This window comes from Flavobacterium sp. ZB4R12 (genome assembly GCF_048276375.1).
Classification (GTDB): domain Bacteria; phylum Bacteroidota; class Bacteroidia; order Flavobacteriales; family Flavobacteriaceae; genus Flavobacterium; species Flavobacterium gawalongense.
The window spans coordinates 53,263-77,850 of the sequence record NZ_JBLNKS010000009.1; the positions used below are offsets into that span (position 1 = coordinate 53,263).

Sequence of the window (24,588 nt, forward strand, 5' to 3'; positions counted from 1 at the left end):
TTATATGGTGTTGCCCCTAAAAAATGGAGGCAAGCAAATTGTCTAATTGTTTGTATTCTATCAAAAAAGCATCGTGTCCGTGAATGGAAACAATTTCTTGATAGGTGACATTATTTTTATGTTTTTTTAATTCCTGATAGGTTGCTCTATTTTCATTTACCGTAAAAAACAAGTCTGAATCGATTCCAATGATGTGAATATCGGCTTCAATTTTGGATGCAATTTCTTCAAATGAACCACTATTTCTGGTAATATCTATGGTTTTCAACAACTGATTCATCATTTTATAAGATGAAAGTTGGAATCGTTTTTGGAGTTTTTCACCGTGATGACACAACCAGCTTTCTATATTAAAAATAGCTAATTCCTCATTCGTGGTTCTCTGAAATTTTGCCTTCAACGATTCTGGAGTTCGATAACAAAGCATCGCATGAATTCTTGCATCTTCAATAGGTTTCGAAGAATTATTCAGAATTTGCTCCTGCAAAAAGCAATTGGCAATCAACCAATCTGTCGATTTCCAATCCGTTGCGATAGGGATTAAATGTTGTGTGATTTTGGGCTCCAAAGCCGCTATTTCCCAAGCAATTCCGCCACCTACTGAACCGCCAATAATAGCGTACAGTTGTTTGATTTTAAGGAAATGAATGCCTTGAATAAAAATTCTGGCAATATCTCTTGCATTAAAATCCAAGTAATTTTCTATTATGATTTCATCGTAACCATTTCCAGGAACGTTGAAAGCCAATATGCTGTATTTATTGGTGTCGATTGTTTTGTTTTCGCCAATTAGACTATTCCACCACCCATTTTCACCAATAACTTGGGAATTTCCGGTCAATGCGTGATTTACCAAAACTATTGGAGCCGTATGTAAAGCTGGTCCAAAAACTTGAAAACTTAAGTTTAAGGCAGCATAAAAAGCCCCACTTTCGGTGGTGAAATTTTGTAATGTAATAGGTGTTGGTTTATTTTCCAATTTCAAATCTTTTATGATTTTTGATTTGTGTCTGGAAATATTAGAAAGAAAGCTAGAAGTAAACTAGAAGAATTCTTAGTGTTATCTTTCCTTTAGTTTCTGAAACAAATTCAGAACAAAGGTAGAATGCAGCACCTTCTTCGATTTACCGAAGGGTTGCTAAGGCTTCATCGGGTCTAATCCCTCTGCCTTTCTTTATAACATTTCAATACGTTTTTGAACTTAAAGGCACAAATTAACTACTATTTTTTTTAACAACCAAATTTTATGAGAATTGATTCTAATTGTTTCATTGAAAAACAATCTAAAAAACAACTCGCAATTGTTTTTACGACGAAGGAATGCCCCCATTATGTGGATTTTATCCTTCGCCGAAATAACAACGTCGACCAACAGTCTCACGGAATCAAAACCGATATTACAATTCGATTTTTTAAATAAAAAGTTCTTCATTTTCCTTTGAATACATTAGAAAAAGCAAAGAATTTGGCACCATCTTTTGCGCTAAAGGATCGTTTTTTGACACTTCAAATCTTGGATGAATCAATTCGTTTTTTGAATCGTTACTGTTTTCTGTTTTGTTCCTGAAACTAAAGTTTTTTAGCAACCGAAAGGTCCTTGGGAAATATTTTAATGCTCTCATAATTTTAAGATATTAGCTATTATTATTTTTCTTTTTGTGAATTAGGTTCTGAAACAAATTCAGAATAAATGAAAAAACCCTTTTAGATAGGTATCCAAAAGGGTTTTAAGTTGTGTTATAAACTTATACTTTTGGAATCAACAGACATGAATACACATAATGGCATTGGCGCAAAACCTATTTTTGACCTTGGAATTATTTGTTTTCTGTTGATTTAACGTATTCATTTTATTCTTGTTTTTTTATGTTTAAAAAATTACAACCGATGCATTTCAAAAAAAAAGCCTCCCGTTATCCGGGAGGCTTTTGCTATATAAATTTTTAATTTAAATTTAAGCAACAAGCGACCCGCAGGATACTTCCTGAATGGCTTTTGACATATTGCACACATTAAATTTCATCTTTGTTTTTTTCTTATAGCAAATATGCTAATTGTTTTTGAATTTTCCAAATAAAATTTAAAAAAATTCAATCAAATCTTTTCTTGGTTCTTCGCCTAAATTAGTGGAATTCAAAAAAAAGACATCTATTAATCAATGAATAGATTTCGTAATTGTCGCAAAATATCCTTTAAAAACAGGTGCTTATTTAAACTTTAATTTCCATCTCTAATCAACCTAATTTGGTTTTCCACTAATTTTGGCGAAGAACCCTTTTTTCTTTTTTATGGATCAAAAAAGCAGGAACTATTTTAACAGCAAAAAAAAGTTAAGATTAATTTGCAATTCAAAATGGTTTCATACATTTGCACCCGAATACAAGAGGAAAAATTTGAACTGATTGCAACCTCTTCATAATGAAACGAATTCATTATGGATGCTGAAAATTTTTCAGCAGAAAAATGCTAAAGCAGAAACTCTTCTTTAGTCCTTTTCAGCAATTATTTTTTCTCGCTTAATTTTAAACTAATAATTATTATGGCCTATTTATTTACGTCAGAATCTGTAAGCGAAGGACATCCAGACAAAATTGCAGATCAAATTTCGGATGCGTTAATCGATAACTTTTTAGCATTTGATGCTGACTCAAAAGTAGCTTGCGAAACTTTAGTAACTACTGGTCAAGTAATTTTGGCTGGTGAAGTAAAATCAAACACCTATTTAGACGTACAACAAATCGCTCGTGATGTAATCAGAAAAATTGGTTACACTAAAAGCGAATACATGTTTGAAGCCAATTCTTGTGGAATCCTTTCTGCCATTCACGAACAATCTGCCGATATCAATCAAGGGGTTGACAGAAAAAATCCTGAAGAACAAGGTGCTGGTGACCAAGGAATGATGTTTGGTTATGCTACGAATGAAACAGAAAATTATATGCCATTGGCTCTTGATTTATCTCATAAATTATTGCAGGAATTAGCTATTTTAAGACGTGAAAATAACGAAATTACTTATTTGCGTCCTGATGCAAAATCTCAAGTAACTTTAGAATATAGCGATGACAATAAGCCAACTCGTATTGACGCTATTGTAATCTCAACACAACACGATGATTTTGACGAAGAAGCTACAATGTTAACAAAAATCAAAAAAGACATCGTTGAAATTTTAATTCCAAGGATTATTGCTGAAAATCCTGCACATGCTCATTTATTCAATGATAAAATCCAATACCATATCAATCCAACCGGGAAATTCGTAATTGGAGGACCACACGGAGATACTGGGCTTACAGGAAGAAAAATTATTGTAGATACTTACGGTGGAAAAGGTGCTCACGGTGGTGGTGCATTCTCTGGAAAAGATCCGAGTAAAGTGGACAGAAGTGCTGCGTATGCAACCCGTCATATTGCTAAAAATTTAGTTGCAGCAGGTGTTGCTGACGAGATTTTAGTACAGGTTTCTTATGCAATTGGTGTTGCAAAACCGATGGGTATTTTTATCGATACTTACGGAACATCAAAAGTGAATTTAACCAATGGTGAAATTGCCAAAAAAGTAGAAGCCATTTTTGATATGCGTCCTTACTTTATTGAGCAACGTTTGAAATTAAGAAATCCTATTTACAGTGAAACTGCTGCTTACGGACACATGGGACGTACTCCAGAAACGGTAACTAAAACTTTTTCTGCTCCAGGTGGAAACGAAAAAACAGTTACTGTTGAATTATTTACTTGGGAAAAATTAGACTTTGTTGACCAAGTAAAAACGGCTTTCGGATTGTAAGAATTATAATTCTATTTATACTAAAAACCAGCTCAATTGAGCTGGTTTTTAATTTTAGTAATAATAACTATCCAAAAACATAGTAAGCAGAAAAAAAATTTAACTTAACAGTCAAAAATTAATAGTTTTGCGCTTTTTTTGTAATTTGCTTGAATTATGAGAAACCTGATTCTATTCTTCTTCTTCACTACAATCTCGATTGCATTCGGACAAAACCAAAAACTACTTTCTTCGAAGATAAATCACATAATTATTGACGCCGATCAATTTTTAGGATACGATCAATTTGGCTACTATTATACGATTAAGAACAATGTCTTTTCTAAAATAAAAGACAAAGAATCTTTAGAATACAAAAACATTACTTTGGGGAAAATCACGAAAATAGATTTACTAAATTCTTTAAAAATTGTTTTGTTCTACGAAAATTTTAATACCGCTATTTTACTTGACAACCAACTGAACGAGACTCAAAAAATAAACTTCTCAGAAAACCCAATTCCAATAGTTGTGAACGCTATAGGAATAGCTTCTCAAAACCAATTATGGGTTTACAACAGTTTAAATCAGCAAATTGGACTTTATGATTATTTAAAAAATGACTATAAAGTCATTTCTACTTCATTCCCGGAAAGCATAAAATACTATCAATCAAATTTTAATGCTTTTTATTGGATAGATGATAAAAACAATTGGTTCTCCTGTGACATTTTTGGAAAAATAACAAAGAAGGGAAAAACACCCGATTTTGATTCGATAGAAATCATCAACGACAATCAATTTATCTTTTCCAAGAACTCCATTCTAACAATTGAAGACATTGAAAAGAATCAAAAATTCGAAATTGAAATTTTAGAAAAAACGTTTAAAAAATTCGGTTACAAAGACCAAATTTTATCTATTTTTACATCAGGAGGAATTACAAATTATAAAATCACAATACCGTAATGCACATAGCAGTAGCAGGAAACATTGGATCAGGAAAAACAACTTTGACACACTTATTGGCAAAACACTTTAAATGGGAACCCCATTTTGAAGATGTAGTCGATAATCCTTATTTAGATGATTTCTATCATCAAATGGAGCGTTGGTCTTTTAATTTACAAATTTATTTCTTGAACAGTCGTTTTCGTCAAGTAATGCAAATTCGGGAGAGTGGTAAAAAAATTATTCAAGACAGAACGATTTATGAAGATGCCCATATTTTCGCACCCAACCTTTATTCAATGGGTTTAATGACGAATCGTGATTTTCAGAATTATTCTACCCTTTTCGAATTAATGGAATCATTGGTAAAACCACCTGATTTGTTGATTTACCTAAGAAGTTCCATCCCAAATTTAGTAGGACAGATTCACAAACGCGGTCGCGAATATGAAAACTCCATTTCTATTGACTATTTAAGTCGTTTGAATGAGCGTTATGAAGCATGGGTTCATACATACAACAAAGGAAAACTATTAATTATCGATGTAGATAACATTAATTTTGTTGACAATCCTGAAGATTTAGGGACTATTTTAAATAGGATTAATGCAGAACTGAATGGATTATTTTAGAATAAAATAACAAGACATAAAATTAAAAATGCCTCACAACTGTGAGATATTTTTAATTTTTATACCTTTACAAATCAATGCATTCACATCAAAATATATCTTGAAATTGATTTATTTTGATTCCCCTTAATTTATCATACATAAAAACACTAATCAATTGGTTTTTCTGATTATTAATTAAAATCTAAAAATCATGAGACTCAAAAATTTAAAAAGCAAAACTGTTTGTTTTTTACTAGTTATTGCGCTTATTCTGCAAAGCTGTAGCGTTTATAAAAAAACGCCTGTAACTTTAGACGAGGCTGTAACTGCGGATAGAAAAGTTTTAGTTGTTAAAGTTGACAATATAAAACTCAAATTTATCAGGATTGAACAAATTGACGGTATATATTACGGCCGCATAAAAACTAGAGGTGGAATTGAAAAAATACCTTTAACCGAAAGTGATTTAAAAACAATACGTGTTCTGGACAAAACAGCAACAACAATGGGAAATGTTGCGATTGTCGTTGGTTCTATAGGGACTGTTCTCTTAGTTGTTGCAGCTATAGAACTTTCTGATTTGGGTGATAATTGGGGTAATTGGGGCTATTGAATATTTCGGAAACACATTCGTAACACACATTAAATGAGGTGTTTACCAAAAACAAATGCATTATGAGTATTAAAAATAAAATGCCTTGCAATTGCAGGGCATTTACTATTTTAGCAACAAAATCTATTATTTCAAAGCATCGATTTTTGCCTGAACTTCTGCATCAGTTCCTTCAAAATTCTGAATATCTACTTTACCATTTACCGTTGTTTTAATCGTAGCTTTTACTTTTCCATCAACATTAGTTTTTTCAATGGAGACTTCTTTAGAAACTGCACTAGTTGCTGTCGCAGCAGCATTCATATACTCACAGGTTTTGTTTGTACATCCTTTTGCGATACACTCTTCTTTAGACATTGAGGCACACATTTCAGTATTGGCACAACAAGGGGCGCTATCCGAAATCGTATGATTTCCGCTGCCTAAAATTGGCGCAATTACAAGACCAATCAAACAAGTTAATTTAATCAAAATATTCATAGAAGGCCCCGAAGTATCTTTAAACGGATCCCCAACTGTATCTCCAGTAACTGCTGCTTTATGCGCATCTGAACCTTTGTATGTCATTTCACCGTTAATCAACACTCCCGCTTCGAAAGATTTCTTGGCATTATCCCAGGCACCACCTGCATTGTTTTGAAAAACTGCCCAAAGCACTCCAGACACAGTAACTCCAGCCATATACCCTCCTAACATTTCAGCAATTAACTGGTTATTGTCTCCATAAACTAATTTACCCAGTAATACAATTGCTATTGGAAAACCGATAGTCAAAATTCCAGGCAACATCATTTCACGTAAAGCGGCTTTGGTTGAAATATCAACACATTTAGCATATTCCGGTTTTCCGGTTCCTTCCATAATTCCTGGAATCTCCCTGAACTGACGACGTACTTCATACACCATATCCATCGCAGCTTTTCCAACAGAATTCATCGCTAAAGCAGAGAAAACTACGGGTATCATTCCACCTACAAATAACATCGCTAAAACGGGCGCTTTGAAAATATTAATTCCGTCTATTCCTGTAAAAGTTACATATGCCGCAAATAATGCTAATGAAGTTAATGCAGCCGAAGCAATTGCAAAACCTTTTCCGGTTGCAGCAGTGGTATTTCCAACAGAATCTAAAATATCCGTTCTTGTACGAACTTCTTTTGGCAACTCACTCATTTCAGCAATTCCACCTGCGTTATCCGATATTGGTCCAAAAGCATCGATTGCTAATTGCATAGCCGTTGTTGCCATCATGGCTGAAGCCGCTAAAGCCACACCATAAAATCCTGCAAAAGCATAAGAAGTCCAAATGGCAGCAGCAAATAATAAAACCGTTGGAAATGTAGAAATCATTCCAGTCGCTAATCCTGCAATTACATTTGTTCCTGCTCCAGTACTTGATTTTTGCACAATCGCCATTACTGGTTTTGTTCCTAATCCGGTATAATATTCTGTAACAGATGAAATAACGGCACCTACCACTAATCCTACGATGGTGGCATAGAAAACTCTCATAGACGAAACTTCTTTTGTCCCTTCTCCGAAGAAATCCATTTTCATGGTTTCTGGCAACATGTATTGTACCAAAAAGAAACACGCCACGGCTGTCAATAAGATGGAAACCCAATTTCCTATATTTAACGCATTTTGAACCTGCGCCTCTTTGGCATTATCATCTGTAATTTTTACCAACATTGTTCCAATGATAGAAAATAAAATTCCGAAACCGGCTATTGCCATTGGTAATAAGATTGGTCCAATTCCGCCAAAAGCATCTTGAATATTCCCACCCATATCTTTGATAACATAATTACCAAGAACCATAGCCGCCAAAACTGTTGCTACATAAGACCCAAATAAATCGGCACCCATTCCGGCAACGTCACCCACATTATCTCCTACATTATCCGCGATTGTAGCAGGATTACGAGGATCGTCTTCTGGAATTCCAGCTTCTACTTTACCCACTAAATCTGCCCCAACATCAGCAGCTTTTGTATAAATCCCGCCACCAACACGTGCGAACAAAGCGATAGACTCCGCTCCAAGAGAAAAACCGGCTAATGTTTCAAGCACAATGGTCATATCTTCTGTTGAAGTCCAAGTTCCATTCATGAAAAAGTGGAAAAAGAAAATAAAGAATGTTGTTAAACCTAAAACTGCTAAACCCGCAACTCCTAATCCCATTACTGTTCCACCGCCAAAGGAAACTTTTAAGGCTTGCGGTAAACTGGTACGTGCGGCTTGCGTTGTTCTAACATTTGTTTTTGTTGCTATTTTCATTCCCATATTTCCAGCCAAAGCGGAGAAAAATGCTCCAAAAATAAAAGCAACTACTATTAATATATGTGTTGTAGGAACCACAAATGAAACTCCGGCTAAAACAATACTTGCTCCCACTACGAAGAAAGCTAATAACCTATATTCTGCTTTAAGAAAAGCTAATGCACCTTCGTAAATATAATCTGAAATGGCTGCCATCTTACCATCTCCGGCGTCTTGTTTTAATACCCAAGCTCTTTTAACCCACATGAACAGAAGTCCTACAATTGCCATAACTATTGGCAAGTAAATCATTATTGTATTCATAAATTTCTTTTGGTTTTTGGTTAGTATTATTAATGTAACAAAACGAATTTAAACAAAAAAGCAATACTCCTAACGGAATATTGCTTTTTTTGTAAAAATTATAGGTAAAAATTATTTAATACTAAATAATCCCTCTGGTTTGTTCTCAATTTGATTAAAACGCTCGGTACATTCTTTGATAATGGCAAACGCTTCATTTACATCTCCCCAACCTTCTACATCAACTTGCTTGTTTTCAAGATCTTTGTAAACTTGGAAAAAATGTTCAATTTCTTTTAGCAAGTGTGGATTAATATCAGATAAGTTCTCTAATGAATTCCAAATTGGATCTGAAACCGGTACACAGATTACTTTTTCATCCGGTCCTTTATCATCTGCCATATGGAAAACACCGATAGGTTTTACTTCCATTACACATCCAGGAAAAGTTGGTTCGTTTACTAAAACTAAAACATCTAATGGATCTCCATCTAATGCTAATGTTTCAGGAATGAATCCGTAGTCAGCTGGATACATCATAGACGAGAATAACATTCTGTCAAAACGCATTCTTTTTATTTCGAAATCATATTCGTATTTATTTCTACTTCCTCTTGGTATTTCGATTAAGACATCGAAAGTTGTTAATTTGTCTGCAGTCATCTTAGTTTTTCGTTTCTATATTTATGGGTGCAAAAATAAGTAAAGAATCCCTTTCAACAATGAAAAATTCAGGTTATCTGTCGATTAAATTTTAATAAACAGCACTTTAGTAAACCACCGTTCTATTTCTTTTATTCAAATAATGATGCCACAAAAGATAGGTGGCCACGGAACGATACGGACTCCATTTTATAGTATGGACTTCCATTTCTTCTTTATTGTGAATATCCAACAATTCTTTTATGGTATTTACTACGGCAATATCACCCAGCGGTAACAAATCTGGTGCTTGAAGACAAAACATTAAATAGATATCGATGGTCCAGTTCCCTATTCCTTTAATCTTGATGAGTTCTTCCCGTACTTGCTGAGCCGTTTTGGTTGGCAAACTTTCCAAATCAATATCCTTATTTAGTATTGCAGTTGACAACGCTTTGATATAAGACGTTTTTTGACGGCTTACGCCAAGATTCCTAAATTCTTCATCTGATAAATTAAGAAGTGCATTAGGTTCAACGTTTTTTTCTTTGGATTTTAACTTTAAAAAAGTTGCTTTCGCGGAATCTATAGATACTTGTTGCTCTAAAATCAATAAAACTAAAGTCTCAAATCCTTGAGGCCTTATAGGAATGGTTGGCATTCCATATTGTTCAATGATCACTTTGAAAATGGTATCTTTTTCTAAAAGATATTCAATGGCTTGTTGCATAATCTGATGTTTTTAGCCCATCCCGAAATTTCGGGAGAAAACGGCATCCTTTTATCTCGTTTTTTTAAACGAGATAAAAAGATATAGTGAACAGCTGGACACGAGCGAAGCGAACTGACGAAGTAAATAGCTCCTGATTCCTCCTATCGTCGGAATGACAATTTAGTTGATCGCTTATTAAAAATTAAACCCAAACGACCCTTTTACCGAAAAACGATTCGTATCTGGCGTATTGAGATAACTGCCTCGCCAAGCGAAATCGATGCGGAATACTTTGAAAATATTCCCAATTCCGGCACTGTATTCCCAATACCCTTTTTCGGGTGCGTTGTAGACCAAACCAGAAGCATTTATAGCTCTGTTTTCATCTGAAATACTGCCATAAACGCCTTTTACCGATACGATTTCTCTCCAATTGAGTTTTCGCATGAATGGAATTCTGGAAAAAAGTCGGCCATTGAAATTGTGGTTCCACTGCAAAGTAGCATATTGATCCGACACAAATTCATAAAAATTAAGGTTGCTAAAGGTGTTCTCAAGAGTAAAAAAAGTTTGATTTCCCGGAATAACGCTCATCAATCCCAAAGGAACGGTTCCAAAAGTTTTCCCCACTTCCATAATTATATTCGTGCGTCCCAATGGTCCAATAATTACCGGTTGTTTATAATACAATTGTATTTTATCGTATTTGAAATCACTATTCAATAATCCTTTAAAACCATGACTGTAATTGACAAAAAAGCGGCTGTACGGACTGTCAACATTCTCTCTTTCTACTGCAAATCCAATGGTTTTTCTCTTTGGTGTGTATTCAACCTGAAAGTTAACTTCCGATTGTTTAACTTCACTTTTTGTCACAGCATTCGCTATATCCGTGTAATAATCCAGACTAAATGTTGGGGAAGCGGACTCCAGTATACGATACGAAATCCCAGTTTGAAATATTAAATTTTTAACCGGCTCTATTTCTACCGCAATATTACTCAAATTGATGTTGGTCAATTTCCCATTACTTCCTGATGAAAAAACAGAAGACGAAGCGAAACTTCTACCCAAAATATCGTAGGTGGTAGTCAAGCTGGCACCAATTTGTTCAATATCACGCCTGTTGCCTCCAGACAAAATGATTCTTTTTTTCTTATCGACCATCCATTTACCGGAAAATCCATATTTGAATTTTTCATCCTTAAAACCATAGGCTGTATAGCCTTGCAAACGCCAAGTGTCGTTCGTTCCAAAATAGGTTCTTCCACCTGCTCGCAATCGAGCACCCTCGACTTCATTGTATCCAAATGTGGAAAAAATGGGACCATAATCAAAATTTCCAAATTGCAAAAATCCGCTGGCCAGAACCTGAACGGTACTGTATATTTGCTTGAATTTCCTAACCGTTTGCAGTGTATCCAGCATTTTATAAACACCCAATTCGTCCTTGGTTAAGTTCTCGAATCGATTCTCGTTCCAATACTCATCCGATTTATTGTAGACATCCGTATCCATATAATTGACCTCATCTTTATAAAAAGCGACTGATTTTTCTTTATTGAACTGATGATTTCTATAGAAAGTGGTTCGCTTTCCGTAAACACCTTTTGATTTTTCTTTTTTGTTTAAAGCAAAGTCGGACATTAAATAATCTCGGGTTAATAGGAAAACAGAATCGCTGACCACTTCAAATTCCTGCTCTAAATAAATATCTTTTACCCAGTTGATATTGGCGCTTTTGGTAACTGCCATGTTAATTTTCTTGATGGCAAATGTGGAATCATTCACCCAAAAATCACCTTTGAAAGTCAATTCGTTTTTTCGTCTGGGATAAAAAATAATATTATAACACCATTTTTTATCAATGAATGCACTATCCTTTAAAACATAATTGTAAACATCAATCCCTGTTTTAGATAATGGACTGGTAAAACTTTTATCAAAAAAAGTTAAATAATTATTATAGATGTCGTAATTGGAATACAAATCTTTTACAAACGTCAAAATCTGTTGGTTTCCATTAAAACCAGAAGTCTTATTGGCTTTTATTTTCTCTTTTACTTTCTTTAATTTATTATCTCCATAAACATCATTAAGTGATTCGTTTACAAAAATGGGTAAATACGTTTTACCCGTAATTTTTGAAGTATCCATTTGATTGAATATAAACTCCATCCCTTTGAAAAGCTTGCTTTTCATGAAAGTGCTATCAATAGAATTCATGTCAAATTCTATTTTCTCATACTTTTCCATCTGGTACTGATCAAATAAGTACAATCCGTTTTTACGCTTGTGCTCCCATATTTTCCTCAGAATATCAAGTGCCGGATTGTTCTTTTTAGAAGTTTTACCAGTAAAAATAACTACTTCCTTGAGGCTCTCGGCTTCGTTTAATTGAATTTTAAAATTATAATTCACCAGTTTATTTAAAGTAATTTCTTTTTCAGAAAATCCCACCGATGATATTATTATGGCTGTATAGGTTTTAGCTGATTCAATGTAAAAACGTCCATCTTCATTAGAAACGACACCTTCATTGGAATCTTTAAAAACAACATTGGCAAATGGAATGGGCTGATTTGTTTTGTCTAAAACTATACCGCTAACTTTAGTTTGCGCAAAAAGGACGTTTGCGCTAATCAGCAAAAAAAACAAGATAAATAAGAGAGGCTTTTTCATAATCATTCAAAAAAAAACTCCATCAAATAAATAATTGATGAAGTTTCAAATATAGGTATTTAGAAATCTAGATTATTCTAAATTAAGATTGTTGACTGTTAAATTTTATCTAAAAATCAAATCCTTAAAAAAAATCTATTTTTTGTACATTACTTTTTTAACTGCTTTTACAACATCACCAGCGTTTGGCAACCATTCTTTAAGCAATACCGGAGAGTAAGGCGCAGGAGTATCAGCTGTTGTAATACGTTGGATAGGCGCATCAAGAAAATCAAAAGCACGCTCTTGAACTAAATAAGTAATCTCAGAAGAAACACTTGCAAATGGCCAAGCCTCTTCAAGAATTACCAATCTGTTTGTTTTTCTTACTGAAGTCAAAATCGTTTCAAAATCCAAAGGACGAACCGTTCTTAAATCGATAATCTCACATGAAACTCCTTCTTTAGCTAGTTCATCAGCAGCAACATAAGCTTCTTTGATGATTTTTCCAAAAGATACGATAGTTACATCTGTTCCTTCCCGTTTGATATCAGCAACTCCAATCGGAATAGTATACTCACCATCTGGGACTTCTCCTTTATCACCATACATTTGTTCTGACTCCATGAAAATAACAGGATCATTATCACGAATAGCTGATTTCAACAATCCTTTTGCATCATAAACATTCGATGGAACTACTACTTTAAGACCAGGGGTGTTCGCAAACCAGTTTTCAAGTGCTTGCGAGTGTGTCGCTCCTAATTGTCCTGCCGAAGCGGTTGGACCACGAAAAACGATAGGCACATTGAATTGTCCACCAGTCATTTGACGCATTTTAGCAGCGTTATTTATAATTTGGTCAATCCCTACTAAACAGAAATTGAAAGTCATATATTCTACAATTGGTCTACAACCGTTCATTGCTGAACCTACTGCAATACCGGTAAAACCAAGTTCAGCAATTGGAGTGTCAATCACTCTTTTTTCGCCAAATTCAGCAAGCATTCCTTTAGATGCTTTGTACGCACCATTGTATTCTGCAACTTCTTCACCCATTAAATATATGGACTCATCGCGACGCATTTCTTCACTCATTGCTTCGCAAATGGCCTCTCTAAATTGTATAGTTCTCATAGTTGTATATTGTATATGTATAATTTTCGAAAAGCAAAAATAAATATTTTAAACCACTTAAAAGCATAAATTACTTTAAAATAATCAGGAGCTATTTCCGGCTATACGCTATATCTTCCTATGGTTAAAGGAACCACAGGAAGGATACCGCTGCTATCCGGGCTACGAAATCGATGTAGCATTAAAGATTTGTACATCTTAAGCAACTTCTCACCTCAATCTGCACATTAAATGAGAAGTCGAAAGCAACAATTTGGTTTCTTTTTGTTGGATTTTTTTCATTAATTCATTCAAATTAATAACCAATCAATCTCTTATCAAAAAAATATCCGCTTTTATTACAAAATTGCGAAATCGTAATAGTATTTGAAAATATTATGCGTGCATAGTAAATTATTCAAATTATTATTCTAATTTTGTGAAACAAATTTTGAATAATAAAATCAATACTTATGAAAATATTAGTTTGCATCAGTCACGTTCCTGATACTACTTCAAAGATTAACTTCGTCAATGGTGATTCTGAATTTGACACTAACGGCGTACAATACGTAATCAATCCAAATGATGAATTTGGTTTAACACGTGCCATTTGGTTTCAAGAACAACAAGGTGCAACCGTTACTGTTGTAAATGTCGGAGGACCGGAAACGGAACCTACTTTAAGAAAAGCATTAGCAATAGGCGCAAACGAAGCCATTCGTGTTAACGCTACTCCTACTGACGGATTTTTTGTTGCTAAACAACTTGCCGAAGTAATTAAAAACGGCGCATACGATGTTATCATCGCAGGAAAAGAATCTCTTGATTATAATGGAGGAATGGTTCCTGGAATGATTGCAGGTATTTTAGGTTATAACTTCCTAAATTCTTGCACAAGCCTTACTGTTGATGGAGCTAATGTAAAAGCAGTTCGTGAGATTGATGGTGGAAAAGAAACAGTAAGCACTACTTTGCCTTTAATCATTGGTGGACAAAAGGGACTGGTTGAAGAAAAAGACTTGCGTATTCCTAACATGAGAGGAATTATGACTGCAAGAACTAAAGTATTGACCATACTGGAACCAGTTGAAGCTCCAGTAAACACTAAAGCAGTGAAATTTGAGAAACCAGCTCCAAAATCAGCGGTGAAATTAATTTCTCCTGACAATTTAGATGAATTAATCAATTTATTACACAACGAAGCGAAAGTAATATAATTACGGATTTTTGAAATCTTTAAATTTTTCAATTATTTAATCTTTAAATCTAAAATCATTATGTCAATATTAATATATGCAGAATACGCAGAAGGAAAATTTAAGAAAGTAGCTTTCGAATTAGCTTCTTATGCAAAAAAAGTAGCCGAATCTTTAGGGACAACCGTTACAGCTGTAACCGTAAACGCTGGAGATGTTTCGGAATTATCAAAATACGGAGTAGACAAAGTATTAAAAGTAAACAATGATAAATTATCAGGATTTACTGCAAAAGCATATGCTGATGTAATCAAGCAAGCTGCACAAAAAGAAAGTGTTAAATTAATTTTGCTTTCATCCACTACGGACAGCATTTACCTTTCGTCTCTTGTAGCTGTGGCGTTAGAAGCTGGATTTGCTTCAAATGTTGTGGGATTACCGGTAAGTACATCTCCTTTTCAAGTTAAAAGAAATGCTTTTTCAAATAAAGCTTTCAATATTACTGAAATTAATACCGATGTAAAAGTACTTGGTCTTGCTAAAAACTCCTATGGTGTTTTCGAAAATACTTCCACTTTAACTGAAGAAGATTTCAATCCAACAATTGGAGACAACGATTTTGGAGTACAAGTAGAATCAGTGGAAAAAGGTTCCGGAAAAGTTTCTATTGCCGATGCCGATATTGTGGTTTCTGCAGGACGTGGATTAAAAGGTCCTGAAAACTGGGGAATGGTAGAAGAATTAGCTTCGGTACTTGGTGCTGCAACTGCTTGTTCTAAACCCGTTTCTGATTTAGGCTGGAGACCTCACGGAGAACACGTAGGACAAACCGGAAAACCTGTTGCTACAAACCTCTATATTGCTATAGGAATTTCGGGAGCAATTCAACACATTGCAGGAATCAACTCTTCTAAAGTAAAAGTGGTTATCAATAGCGATCCGGAAGCACCATTCTTCAAAGTAGCTGACTATGGAATTGTGGGTGATGCTTTTGAAATTGTTCCAAAATTAATTGAGAAATTTAAAGCTTTTAAAGCACAACAGTCATAATTCAATAAATCTCTTCAAATTGCTGCCTAAAAAACAAGATATTTGTATCTTTGCTTTTGGGCAGCATTTTTTTTGAATAAAAAATCGCACCTAATTTTTATTAAAAAATAAGTACATCGTACTTTCCCATTTTAACAACTATGAGCTTAGTTAAATTATCCATAAAGGGGATTTCATACAGTCAAACCCAAAACGGAGCGTATGCTTTGATTTTGAATGAAGTTGACGGTGAACGAAAATTACCTATTGTCATAGGTGCTTTTGAAGCCCAATCTATTGCCATTGCTTTAGAAAAAGAAATCAAACCGCCTCGACCTTTGACACATGATTTATTCAAAAATTTTGCTGAGCGTTTTGATATTGTGGTAAAACAAGTCATTATTCATAAACTGGTAGATGGTGTTTTTTATTCAAGTATCATTTGCGAAAGAGATAAAATTGAAGAAATAATAGACGCCAGAACATCCGATGCTATTGCTTTAGCATTGCGATTCAATGCCCCGATTTACACTTATAAAAACATCCTGGATAAAGCTGGAATCTATTTGAAAGCAAATCCCTTGGAAGCCAATAAAGATTCACAAGAAATAGATGATGTGCTGTCTAATCCTGATACTTTTGGTCGCGAAGAAGAAACCAATCAATCCGGACATACTTATTCCAAACACAGTTTACAGGAATTGAACGAGTTACTAGATCAAGCTGTAGAACATGAAGATTACGAAAAAGCAGCTAAGATTAGAGACGAAATTTCAAAAAGAGAATCATAAATTGGTTTTAGGCTCTAGGTTTTAGGTGTTGTCCAGAGCGATTACAATCAAAAATAAATTAAGTGTACTTAACCATAGAATAAGAATTTTAACAGTCCCAAAACCTAATACCCCACACCTAATACCTTAAGAATGAAGCAATATTTAGATTTAGTGCAACACGTTATGGAAAACGGTTGTCAAAAAGGAGATCGAACCGGAACGGGAACTAAAAGTGTGTTTGGTTATCAAATGCGTTTTGATTTGAATGAAGGTTTCCCAATGGTTACCACTAAAAAATTACATCTAAAATCTATTATTTATGAATTGCTTTGGTTCCTGAAAGGCGACACAAATATTAAGTACCTTCAAGAAAATGGAGTGAAAATTTGGGATGCTTGGGCAGATGCCAATGGAGATTTAGGCCCTGTTTACGGACATCAATGGCGCAACTGGAATAGCGAAGAAATAGACCAAATTACAGAACTTATCACAGAACTAAAAACCAACCCAAATAGCCGTAGAATGCTTGTTTCGGCTTGGAATCCTTCTGTACTTCCAGACACGAAAAAATCATTCGAAGAAAATGTAGCTAACAATAAAGCGGCTTTACCTCCTTGTCATGCATTTTTTCAGTTTTATGTCACCTCACCCGATCTCTCCAAAGGAGAGGAGAAAGGAAAATTATCTTGTCAATTATACCAAAGAAGCGCCGATATTTTCTTGGGCGTTCCGTTTAATATCGCTTCCTACGCATTGTTAACCATGATGATTGCACAAGTTTGCGAATTAGAGACAGGCGAATTTATTCACACTTTTGGTGATGCACATATTTACAACAATCATTTTAAGCAACTGGAATTACAATTGTCACGTGAGCCAAAACCATTACCAAAAATGATTTTGAATCCTGAAATAAAAAATATTTTCGATTTTGATTTTGAAGATTTCACACTTGAAGGTTATGAACCACACGCCCTTATAAAAGGAAGCGTTGCGGTGTAAAACATCATAAATTTCATGATTTATTGTTTTAGTTAAAAACTAAAATCAACAAAAGCTTAAAACTCAAATTCCCGATAAAAGAAAATAAAAAATCCGCTTCTCAGCGGATTTTTTTACATTTGATTAGATAGATAAAACACTATTTTCAGCACCGGCGAAATCATTCCATACAAATGAATCAGCTTCTGGCTCATTAACGAACTCTCCATCTATTACATATTTAAACTCATAAGACGCATCTTTGTTTAAGTCGTAAGTTGCTTTGAAAGTTCCATTTTTCAATTTACTTAAAGCACCTTCGGCTAAATTCCAATTATTGAAATCACCAACCACTGATGCCGATGTAGCTTGCTTTGCTTCTACTGAAAATGTAACTTTACAAACCGGTTTTGTTTTTACAAATTGTTTCTTAATTGACATAACTATTTCATTTTTAGAATTATGTAGCAAAGAAAATAAATTCAAATGAACTTTCAACAAAGCACATGAAGTTTTAGTAGAATGACATAAACAATGTTAATTTTTAAATAAATCCTTAATTATATGAGTTTTAATTTTTATATCCTAAATAAGAAAACGTTTTCTTACTAAATAATCACCAATCAAAATAGTGCCTTTACAAAATAAAATTTATCTTTATAAACAAAATTTAACCTATGGAAAAAGAACAACATGAACAATATGAATATGCTAGAAGAAGAATAAAGCAAAAAAAAAGACTTTATTTCCATTTTGTTTTGTTTCTTTTAGGAAGTCTATTTTTATTTATATCCAATAATTTTTTCGGAATCGGTATAAATTCAGATTGGTATATTTGGGGAATTACAATATGGTTTTTCATATTCATATTACATTTTATAAAAGTTTACATTACAGATCGTTTTATGAATAAAAACTGGGAAAGAGAACAAATAGATCGACTTGTTGCGCTTCAGCAAAAAAAAATCACTCAATTAGAAACAAAGATTAACGAAGAATCCTCTATATAAAATAAAAATTAAGAGAACTATGATAGTAATGATTGCGGCTGTTGCCGAAAATAATGCGCTTGGAAAAAACAATGAATTAGTATGGCATCTTCCAAATGATTTTAAAAGATTTAAAACACTTACTTCCGGACATTATATCATAATGGGACGGAAAACTTTTGAAAGCTTCCCAAAACCATTACCCAATCGAACTCATATTGTGATATCTCGACAGGAAGAATACCAACCTGAAGGCTGTATCATTGTAGACAGCATAGAAAAAGCATTAGATATTTGTCCTAGAAATGAAACCACCTATATTATTGGAGGCGGAGAAATTTACAATCTGGGACTTCCTTTTACTGACAAGATTGAAATCACAAGAGTTCATAATAGTTTTGAAGCAGATGCTTTCTTTCCTGAAATCGATCTTGAAGAATGGGAAATTATAGAATCTGTGTTTAACACGAAAGACGAAAAACACCTTTACGATTATACGTATCAAACTTTTTCCAGAAAATAAAAAAACATCCCAAAATGGGATGTTTTTTTCAACAATGATAAGGGAAATGACCTATTCTTGAAACAGTATTTGATAACTCAAAATAAAAATCACAAATACTAGTAACACTCCAGATATGAAGATAATAGCATTTGATGATTTTTGGGAGTACATTTCAAAAAAGCCTTTAATACCAAATACCACGAAGGTACTAAAAACAAAGAAAATCAAAATTTCCAAAAACAAATTTAATCCTAAGAACGTGTGTTGCGCTTTAAATACAGTACTATTTTGTAAAATAGCACTTTCAAAACTGCTCACAAGAACAAATGATATTGTTAACGCAAGAAACAACCATTTGATTTGGGTCATTGAATCCCTATTAATCATTGATAAATATTTTAAAATATTATAGTGTAAAATTGAACAATAAAAACATTTGTTGCAATACCCACTTTTAGTGATATTTAAGGTTTGTTGTAATTATTTCATAATTACTCTTCGAAGAACAAAAACTAACTATTTTACTATTTTTTCTGATTAAAAGAAAGTCTGCACCTAATTCCAAAACTGATTTTTAGTTTGTACAGTTTGTATTATATTTGTGGAAATTAAAAAAAATGTCAAAAAACATAACACCCTATAAAAATTCAACTTTAGGCAAAAAAGAACAAGTTGCGAAAATGTTTGACACCATATCTGGAAATTATGACAATCTTAATCGTGTCATTTCTTTTGGCATTGACATCAAATGGCGCAAGAAAGTTCTCAAAATTGTTGCCAAATCCAATCCAAAAATAATTCTGGATATTGCAACCGGAACTGGTGACTTGGCTATTTTGATGGCACAAACTAATGCTGAAAAAATTATTGGATTAGACATTTCTGCAGGTATGCTTGAAGTTGGCAAGAAAAAAATTGCCGCCAAGAACATGACTGATACCATTGAAATGCTTTTAGGCGACTCTGAAAACATGCCCTTTGATGATAATTATTTTGATGCCATAACAGTTGCTTTTGGTGTTAGAAATTTTGAAACTCTCGAAAAAGGCTTAGCAGAAATTTTAAGAGTTTTAAAACCAAACGGTGTGTTTGTAATTTTAGAAACCTCAGTTCCGGATAAAACTCCTTATAAACAAGGATATACTTTTTACAGTAAAAACATACTTCCACTTATAGGAAAATTATTCTCTAAAGACAATGTAGCTTATGGTTATTTATCTGAATCTTCCGCAGCATTTCCATACGGTGAAGCATTGAACAATATTTTGAGAAAAATTGGGTTTATAGATGTTGTAGCAATGCCACAAACATTTGGCGTGGCTACCATTTATTCTGCTTCTAAAAAATAAGATGAAAAAAATAGTTGTTTTAGTTTTATTAACTTTCACTCTGAATGGATTTGCACAGTTTACTAAAAACATGTTTAGTAAGGATCCAATCATTAACCTTGAAAATTTTCAGAATAAAAGACTTTATTTTGGATATTTTTTGGGATTCAATTCTTATGATTTTAAAATTGACTATAAAACCGTCGGGCCTGATATCCAAGTAAAAAAAACAACGGGTTTTAATGTGGGAATTGTTGGTGATTTAAAACTTCATGAATATATCAGTTTACGATTTGAACCGGGGTTGTATTACACTAAAAGAGATTTAAACTTTCCTGGTTTTACAACAAAAGCCGATGCTCTGAGAGAAGTAAACAGCACTTACATTCATTTTCCCTTATTATTAAAGTTTTTGTCTCTTCGAACTGGAAATATTCGTCCGTATATTGTAGGAGGGCTTTCGACGACTTTAAATTTATCGAGCAATTCAAAATCAGTAGACGATAATTCAGAACAACGTTTTAGGGTAAAACCCTGGACTACAAATTACGAAATGGGTTTGGGAATCGATTTCTTTTCTCCATATTTTATATTTTCCCCTTCCATAAGAGGTGTCTTTGGTCTTAAAGATGAACTAATTAGAGACAACGATCCAAACAGTCCCTGGACAGGCGACATAGAATCAATAAAATCCAGAGCTGTTTTTATCAATTTTACTTTTCATTAAAACAATTACTATTCTTAATTTTTTTTAAGAATTTCTTCTAAATTCACTAAGAATAATAGCAGTTGCGGTTGCCACATTCAAGCTTTCCGTCTTTTGAATTTCTCCGAAACGAGGGATTGTCAGTCTGTTTTGAACCAGTTTTTCAATTTCTGCAGAAATTCCATTGGCTTCATTCCCCATGATGATGATTCCCTCCTGAGACAAACTGGTTTTATAAATATTCACGCCATCCATAAAAGTGCCAAAAACAGGTAATTTGGTTTTAGAAATAAAAGCATTCAAATCTGTGTAACTCACATTTACCCGCGCAATTGAACCCATTGTAGCCTGGACTACTTTTGGATTATAAATATCAACTGTTTCCTTAGAACACACTAACTGATGAATTCCAAACCAGTCACACAATCGCAAAATCGTTCCTAAATTTCCCGGATCGCGAATGCTATCAAGAGCGAGAATCAATCCAGATTCAATCATTTTTTTCTCAACTGGCACCTTAAAAACTGCCAAGCAGGAATTTGGCGATGAAAGAGCACTTATTTTTTTTAAATCATTATCGTCAATAACCGTTTTTTTTGCACTTAAAACTTCCTCAAAATCGTTTTGAGTCGTGTACAAATGTTCCAATTCAAAATTTGACTGCAATAATTCCTGAATTACTTTTACGCCTTCGGCAAAAAATAATTTATTAGTGAACCTATATTTTTTTTGCTGTAAACTCGTTATAAGTTTTATTTGGTTTTTACTAACCATAAAATAATGTACTTTTGAATTAAATATTTTATAACACTTGAAAAAGATTTCCACAAAAATAACAGCATTTATTCTAATTGCAACATTAATCTGTGCATGTAACGCTGTAAAAAGAGTTCCAGAGGGCAAACACCTACTTACTAAAAATGAAGTTTTAGTAAATAACAAAGCCACAAAAGAAGAAATTATTTTCAATCAATTATATCAAAATCCAAACAGCACCTTATTATTGGGCTTTCGTTTGCGATTGAATTTGTATAATTTGGCTAATCTGAATCCTGACTCCACTTATCAGGCTAAGTTTACAAATAATCCTGAAAAATACAAAAGACAATCCAAATGGCTATCTGCAAAACAAGTTAACCGACTTGGAAAATCTTTTTTGTATCATGGAATTCATGATTTTCTAAAAAAAACTGGTGAAGCACCTGTAATTATTGACAAATCAAAAATTGACAAATCGATATTACGATTGAAATATTATTATTTTAATATTGGTTTTTTTAATGTTAAAGCGAACTACACCATAGACACATTAAAAACCAAAAGAGCCAAAATTAAATATGCAATAACTACGCTTGAACCCTATACTTTAGACACACTAAAAACAACTATTTTGACTCCTGTACTTGATTCGTTGTACGAAGTAACCAAATCTAAAACTTTAATTAAATCCGGAGATCAATATAAAACAGCCAATTTTGAGGATGAAAAAAACCGAATTACCACTCACTTCAGAAACAATGGCGCATATAATTTCCAACCTAATTACATCACTTTTGATTTAGATACCATTAATAAAGTAAATAAAGCATATGTAAATTTAATCATCAATAATTATTCTTATCAACAACAAGACTCAAGTAAAACAGAACCTTTCAAGTTATATAAAATAAGCGATGTAAACATTTATACCGATTATTTACCTAATGGTGGCAATCAAAAAATTACGGATAGTATTTCCTACAACAATTTTAATTTGTATGGTCGCAAAAAAATAAAATACAAACCTCGTGCCATAACGAATGCCATTTTTATTACGAAAGGAACTTTGTTTGCGGATTATAAAACGGTGCTGACAACCCGATATTTGAATAATCTGAAGATTTTCAATTATCCAACCATACAATACGAAGTCGACAAAAGAGATACAACCGCTCACTCATTGATTGCAAAAGTATATTTAACCCCAAGAAAAAAATATAGTTTTGGCACTACTCTGGATGTTACACATTCAAACATACAAGATATTGGTATTGGACTGAGTGCTTCAGAAACCATCAGAAACGTATTTAACGGCGCCGAAACATTAGAAATTGCTGCTCGTGGAAATATAGGGTCATCAAAAGATTTAGCAAATCCAAATAATAACTTTTTTAATGTTTCAGAATACGGACTGGATTTAAAACTTAGCTTCCCAAGAATTTTTATACCTTTTGCAACTGAAAAAATCATTCCTAAGAGTATGATTCCTTCCACTCTTATTACTATGGGTTTTGCCAAGCAAAGAAATATTGGTCTGGATAAAGAAAATTTTACCGGAGCATTATCTTATAATTGGACGCCAAAAAGAAACAATACCGCTCGTTTTGACCTTTTCAATGCGCAATTTGTGCGCAATCTAAATCCACAAAATTATTTCAATGTTTATCGGTCTTCTTACAACGCTTTGAATGAATTAGCCCAAAAGCCTAGTTATGGAGTCAATCCAACATATTTTAACGACAATAATGATTTAATTATTGAAAACGGAACTAATAGCTTTATCAATGGCGTTTTAGGCTCAAACCCAAGTATCTTTCCAAACGCTAGCGATTTCGCATCAATAAAAAGTATAGAAGAACGAAGAATTAGACTTTCCGAGAATGATTTTATTCTGGCCACAAGTTATAGTTTTACTAAAACTACCAAAATAGATTTGCTAGACAATAATTTTTACCTCTTCCGAACAAAAATTGAATCTGCCGGGACTTTATTATCATTAGTTTCGAAAACAGCAAGTTTACCTAAAAATTCAGATAACAATTACGAAATATTCAATTTAGAATATTCAGAATATATAAAAACGGAGTTCGACTATATCAAACACTGGGATCTGACAAAAGAGAAAGTTTTTGCTGTTAGAACCTTCTTTGGAATAGCCATTCCTTTTGGCAATTCGGACAACGTTCCGTTTTCGAGAAGTTATTTTTCTGGTGGTTCCAATGATAACAGAGCGTGGCAACCTTATAGTTTAGGTCCTGGAAGCAGTGGTGCTTCAAATGATTTTAATGAAGCTAATATGAAAATTGCTCTTAGCGGAGAATTTAGATTTAAAGTATTAGGCAGTCTAAAAGGAGCACTTTTTGTAGATGCCGGAAATATATGGAATGTACTTGATAATGTGGAAGATGAAAAGGCAACATTTAAAAATCTAAACGATTTAAAAGACATTGCAATAGGCTCTGGATTTGGGTTGCGATACGATTTAAGTTTTTTTGTAATCCGGTTTGATTTAGGGTTTAAAACCTACAATCCGGCCAATGAAACAAGCAAACGATGGTTTAATGAATACAATTTTGGACACTCTGTTTTAAATTTTGGAATAAATTATCCGTTCTAATGCTAATTAATTCTTATTTTTGCAAACTAAAAACTAAAAAACAACTAAAAAGAATTACA

Annotated in this window: 21 protein-coding genes and 1 riboswitch; of the genes, 13 read left to right on the forward strand and 8 right to left on the reverse strand. The window is 33.4% G+C overall.

Going from position 1 to position 24,588, the window contains the following annotated elements:
- Positions 1-16: 16 nt before the first annotated feature.
- A complete protein-coding gene (locus tag ACNO7W_RS08110) occupies positions 17-979 on the reverse strand; it encodes an alpha/beta fold hydrolase (RefSeq protein ID WP_417937733.1) in 963 nt (320 codons plus the stop codon).
- A 78-nt stretch (positions 980-1,057) separates the two neighbouring features.
- A riboswitch (SAM riboswitch) is annotated at positions 1,058-1,183 on the reverse strand.
- A gap of 1,356 nt (positions 1,184-2,539) precedes the next feature.
- On the opposite strand from ACNO7W_RS08110, the gene metK reads away from it, so the two are divergent.
- The 4 genes from metK (at position 2,540) to ACNO7W_RS08130 (ending at position 5,947) form a co-directional block, all read left to right on the forward strand.
- Positions 2,540-3,790, forward strand: a complete 1,251-nt coding sequence (metK, locus tag ACNO7W_RS08115) for a methionine adenosyltransferase (protein WP_417937734.1) — start codon at positions 2,540-2,542, stop codon at positions 3,788-3,790.
- Between the two features lie 156 nt (positions 3,791-3,946).
- Positions 3,947-4,738 (forward strand): hypothetical protein, encoded by a 792-nt coding sequence (locus tag ACNO7W_RS08120; RefSeq protein ID WP_417937735.1) that lies wholly within the window; start codon positions 3,947-3,949, stop codon positions 4,736-4,738.
- Positions 4,738-5,352, forward strand: coding sequence for a deoxynucleoside kinase (locus ACNO7W_RS08125; RefSeq protein ID WP_143386837.1), 615 nt, complete (start codon positions 4,738-4,740; stop codon positions 5,350-5,352). Before ACNO7W_RS08120 ends, ACNO7W_RS08125 begins: the two co-directional genes overlap by 1 nt.
- A gap of 193 nt (positions 5,353-5,545) precedes the next feature.
- Entirely contained in the window at positions 5,546-5,947 is a 402-nt protein-coding gene (locus tag ACNO7W_RS08130) for a hypothetical protein (RefSeq protein ID WP_417937736.1), read from the forward strand.
- 126 nt (positions 5,948-6,073) lie between these two features.
- Here ACNO7W_RS08130 and ACNO7W_RS08135 read toward each other — a convergent pair whose 3' ends face one another.
- The 5 genes from ACNO7W_RS08135 to ACNO7W_RS08155 form a co-directional block, all read right to left on the reverse strand.
- Positions 6,074-8,533 (reverse strand): sodium-translocating pyrophosphatase, encoded by a 2,460-nt coding sequence (locus ACNO7W_RS08135; RefSeq protein WP_417937737.1) that lies wholly within the window; start codon positions 8,531-8,533, stop codon positions 6,074-6,076.
- 111 nt (positions 8,534-8,644) lie between these two features.
- The gene (locus tag ACNO7W_RS08140; protein ID WP_039110802.1) at positions 8,645-9,175 is read right to left on the reverse strand and encodes an inorganic diphosphatase; all 531 of its coding nucleotides are present in this window, start codon (positions 9,173-9,175) and stop codon (positions 8,645-8,647) included.
- Between the two features lie 106 nt (positions 9,176-9,281).
- Positions 9,282-9,884 (reverse strand): DNA-3-methyladenine glycosylase 2 family protein, encoded by a 603-nt coding sequence (locus ACNO7W_RS08145; RefSeq protein WP_314897403.1) that lies wholly within the window; start codon positions 9,882-9,884, stop codon positions 9,282-9,284.
- A gap of 177 nt (positions 9,885-10,061) precedes the next feature.
- Positions 10,062-12,548, reverse strand: coding sequence for a DUF5686 family protein (locus ACNO7W_RS08150; RefSeq protein ID WP_417937738.1), 2,487 nt, complete (start codon positions 12,546-12,548; stop codon positions 10,062-10,064).
- 135 nt (positions 12,549-12,683) lie between these two features.
- Positions 12,684-13,664, reverse strand: coding sequence for a pyruvate dehydrogenase complex E1 component subunit beta (locus tag ACNO7W_RS08155; protein ID WP_143386841.1), 981 nt, complete (start codon positions 13,662-13,664; stop codon positions 12,684-12,686).
- Positions 13,665-14,116: 452 nt separating this feature from the next.
- Between ACNO7W_RS08155 and ACNO7W_RS08160 the strand changes: the two genes are divergently transcribed.
- The 4 genes from ACNO7W_RS08160 (at position 14,117) to ACNO7W_RS08175 (ending at position 17,646) form a co-directional block, all read left to right on the forward strand.
- Complete coding sequence (locus ACNO7W_RS08160) at positions 14,117-14,863, forward strand: electron transfer flavoprotein subunit beta/FixA family protein (RefSeq protein ID WP_143386844.1); 747 nt, start codon at positions 14,117-14,119, stop codon at positions 14,861-14,863.
- Positions 14,864-14,923: 60 nt separating this feature from the next.
- Entirely contained in the window at positions 14,924-15,892 is a 969-nt protein-coding gene (locus ACNO7W_RS08165) for an electron transfer flavoprotein subunit alpha/FixB family protein (protein ID WP_143386845.1), read from the forward strand.
- A gap of 140 nt (positions 15,893-16,032) precedes the next feature.
- A complete protein-coding gene (locus ACNO7W_RS08170; RefSeq protein ID WP_417937739.1) occupies positions 16,033-16,662 on the forward strand; it encodes a bifunctional nuclease domain-containing protein in 630 nt (209 codons plus the stop codon).
- A 132-nt stretch (positions 16,663-16,794) separates the two neighbouring features.
- Positions 16,795-17,646, forward strand: a complete 852-nt coding sequence (locus tag ACNO7W_RS08175; protein ID WP_314897399.1) for a thymidylate synthase — start codon at positions 16,795-16,797, stop codon at positions 17,644-17,646.
- 123 nt (positions 17,647-17,769) lie between these two features.
- On the opposite strand, the gene ACNO7W_RS08180 is transcribed toward ACNO7W_RS08175, so the two are convergent.
- Positions 17,770-18,066, reverse strand: coding sequence for an isoamylase early set domain-containing protein (locus ACNO7W_RS08180; RefSeq protein WP_143386848.1), 297 nt, complete (start codon positions 18,064-18,066; stop codon positions 17,770-17,772).
- Positions 18,067-18,302: 236 nt separating this feature from the next.
- Here ACNO7W_RS08180 and ACNO7W_RS08185 point away from each other — a divergent pair, with 236 nt between their 5' ends.
- From ACNO7W_RS08185 to ACNO7W_RS08200, 4 genes are all read left to right on the forward strand, one after another.
- Positions 18,303-18,635: a 2TM domain-containing protein gene (locus ACNO7W_RS08185; protein ID WP_143386849.1), complete on the forward strand. Its 333-nt coding sequence runs from the start codon at positions 18,303-18,305 to the stop codon at positions 18,633-18,635.
- 19 nt (positions 18,636-18,654) lie between these two features.
- A complete protein-coding gene (locus ACNO7W_RS08190; protein WP_143386850.1) occupies positions 18,655-19,137 on the forward strand; it encodes a dihydrofolate reductase in 483 nt (160 codons plus the stop codon).
- Between the two features lie 599 nt (positions 19,138-19,736).
- Positions 19,737-20,468, forward strand: coding sequence for a bifunctional demethylmenaquinone methyltransferase/2-methoxy-6-polyprenyl-1,4-benzoquinol methylase UbiE (gene ubiE, locus ACNO7W_RS08195; RefSeq protein ID WP_314897397.1), 732 nt, complete (start codon positions 19,737-19,739; stop codon positions 20,466-20,468).
- Position 20,469: 1 nt separating this feature from the next.
- The gene (locus tag ACNO7W_RS08200; RefSeq protein WP_143386853.1) at positions 20,470-21,174 is read left to right on the forward strand and encodes a porin family protein; all 705 of its coding nucleotides are present in this window, start codon (positions 20,470-20,472) and stop codon (positions 21,172-21,174) included.
- A gap of 24 nt (positions 21,175-21,198) precedes the next feature.
- On the opposite strand, the gene ACNO7W_RS08205 is transcribed toward ACNO7W_RS08200, so the two are convergent.
- Positions 21,199-21,927 (reverse strand): TrmH family RNA methyltransferase, encoded by a 729-nt coding sequence (locus ACNO7W_RS08205; RefSeq protein WP_143386854.1) that lies wholly within the window; start codon positions 21,925-21,927, stop codon positions 21,199-21,201.
- A gap of 37 nt (positions 21,928-21,964) precedes the next feature.
- Between ACNO7W_RS08205 and ACNO7W_RS08210 the strand changes: the two genes are divergently transcribed.
- Entirely contained in the window at positions 21,965-24,529 is a 2,565-nt protein-coding gene (locus tag ACNO7W_RS08210) for a BamA/TamA family outer membrane protein (RefSeq protein WP_417937741.1), read from the forward strand.
- The last annotated feature ends 59 nt before the right edge of the window (positions 24,530-24,588 follow it).

Excerpts from the sequence above, each read along its gene's own strand:
- metK (WP_417937734.1), top strand. The coding sequence starts at position 2,540 with ATGGCCTATTTATTTACGTCAGAATCTGTAAGCGAAGGACATCCAGAC.
- ACNO7W_RS08145 (WP_314897403.1), bottom strand. The coding sequence starts at position 9,884 with ATGCAACAAGCCATTGAATATCTTTTAGAAAAAGATACCATTTTCAAA.
- ACNO7W_RS08160 (WP_143386844.1), top strand. The coding sequence starts at position 14,117 with ATGAAAATATTAGTTTGCATCAGTCACGTTCCTGATACTACTTCAAAG.
- ACNO7W_RS08155 (WP_143386841.1), bottom strand. The coding sequence starts at position 13,664 with ATGAGAACTATACAATTTAGAGAGGCCATTTGCGAAGCAATGAGTGAA.
- ACNO7W_RS08205 (WP_143386854.1), bottom strand. The coding sequence starts at position 21,927 with ATGGTTAGTAAAAACCAAATAAAACTTATAACGAGTTTACAGCAAAAA.
- ACNO7W_RS08130 (WP_417937736.1), top strand. The coding sequence starts at position 5,546 with ATGAGACTCAAAAATTTAAAAAGCAAAACTGTTTGTTTTTTACTAGTT.
- ACNO7W_RS08190 (WP_143386850.1), top strand. The coding sequence starts at position 18,655 with ATGATAGTAATGATTGCGGCTGTTGCCGAAAATAATGCGCTTGGAAAA.
- ACNO7W_RS08135 (WP_417937737.1), bottom strand. The coding sequence starts at position 8,533 with ATGAATACAATAATGATTTACTTGCCAATAGTTATGGCAATTGTAGGA.
- ACNO7W_RS08165 (WP_143386845.1), top strand. The coding sequence starts at position 14,924 with ATGTCAATATTAATATATGCAGAATACGCAGAAGGAAAATTTAAGAAA.
- ACNO7W_RS08180 (WP_143386848.1), bottom strand. The coding sequence starts at position 18,066 with ATGTCAATTAAGAAACAATTTGTAAAAACAAAACCGGTTTGTAAAGTT.
- ACNO7W_RS08200 (WP_143386853.1), top strand. The coding sequence starts at position 20,470 with ATGAAAAAAATAGTTGTTTTAGTTTTATTAACTTTCACTCTGAATGGA.
- ACNO7W_RS08140 (WP_039110802.1), bottom strand. The coding sequence starts at position 9,175 with ATGACTGCAGACAAATTAACAACTTTCGATGTCTTAATCGAAATACCA.
- ACNO7W_RS08175 (WP_314897399.1), top strand. The coding sequence starts at position 16,795 with ATGAAGCAATATTTAGATTTAGTGCAACACGTTATGGAAAACGGTTGT.
- ubiE (WP_314897397.1), top strand. The coding sequence starts at position 19,737 with ATGTCAAAAAACATAACACCCTATAAAAATTCAACTTTAGGCAAAAAA.
- ACNO7W_RS08125 (WP_143386837.1), top strand. The coding sequence starts at position 4,738 with ATGCACATAGCAGTAGCAGGAAACATTGGATCAGGAAAAACAACTTTG.
- ACNO7W_RS08170 (WP_417937739.1), top strand. The coding sequence starts at position 16,033 with ATGAGCTTAGTTAAATTATCCATAAAGGGGATTTCATACAGTCAAACC.
- ACNO7W_RS08120 (WP_417937735.1), top strand. The coding sequence starts at position 3,947 with ATGAGAAACCTGATTCTATTCTTCTTCTTCACTACAATCTCGATTGCA.
- ACNO7W_RS08185 (WP_143386849.1), top strand. The coding sequence starts at position 18,303 with ATGGAAAAAGAACAACATGAACAATATGAATATGCTAGAAGAAGAATA.
- ACNO7W_RS08150 (WP_417937738.1), bottom strand. The coding sequence starts at position 12,548 with ATGAAAAAGCCTCTCTTATTTATCTTGTTTTTTTTGCTGATTAGCGCA.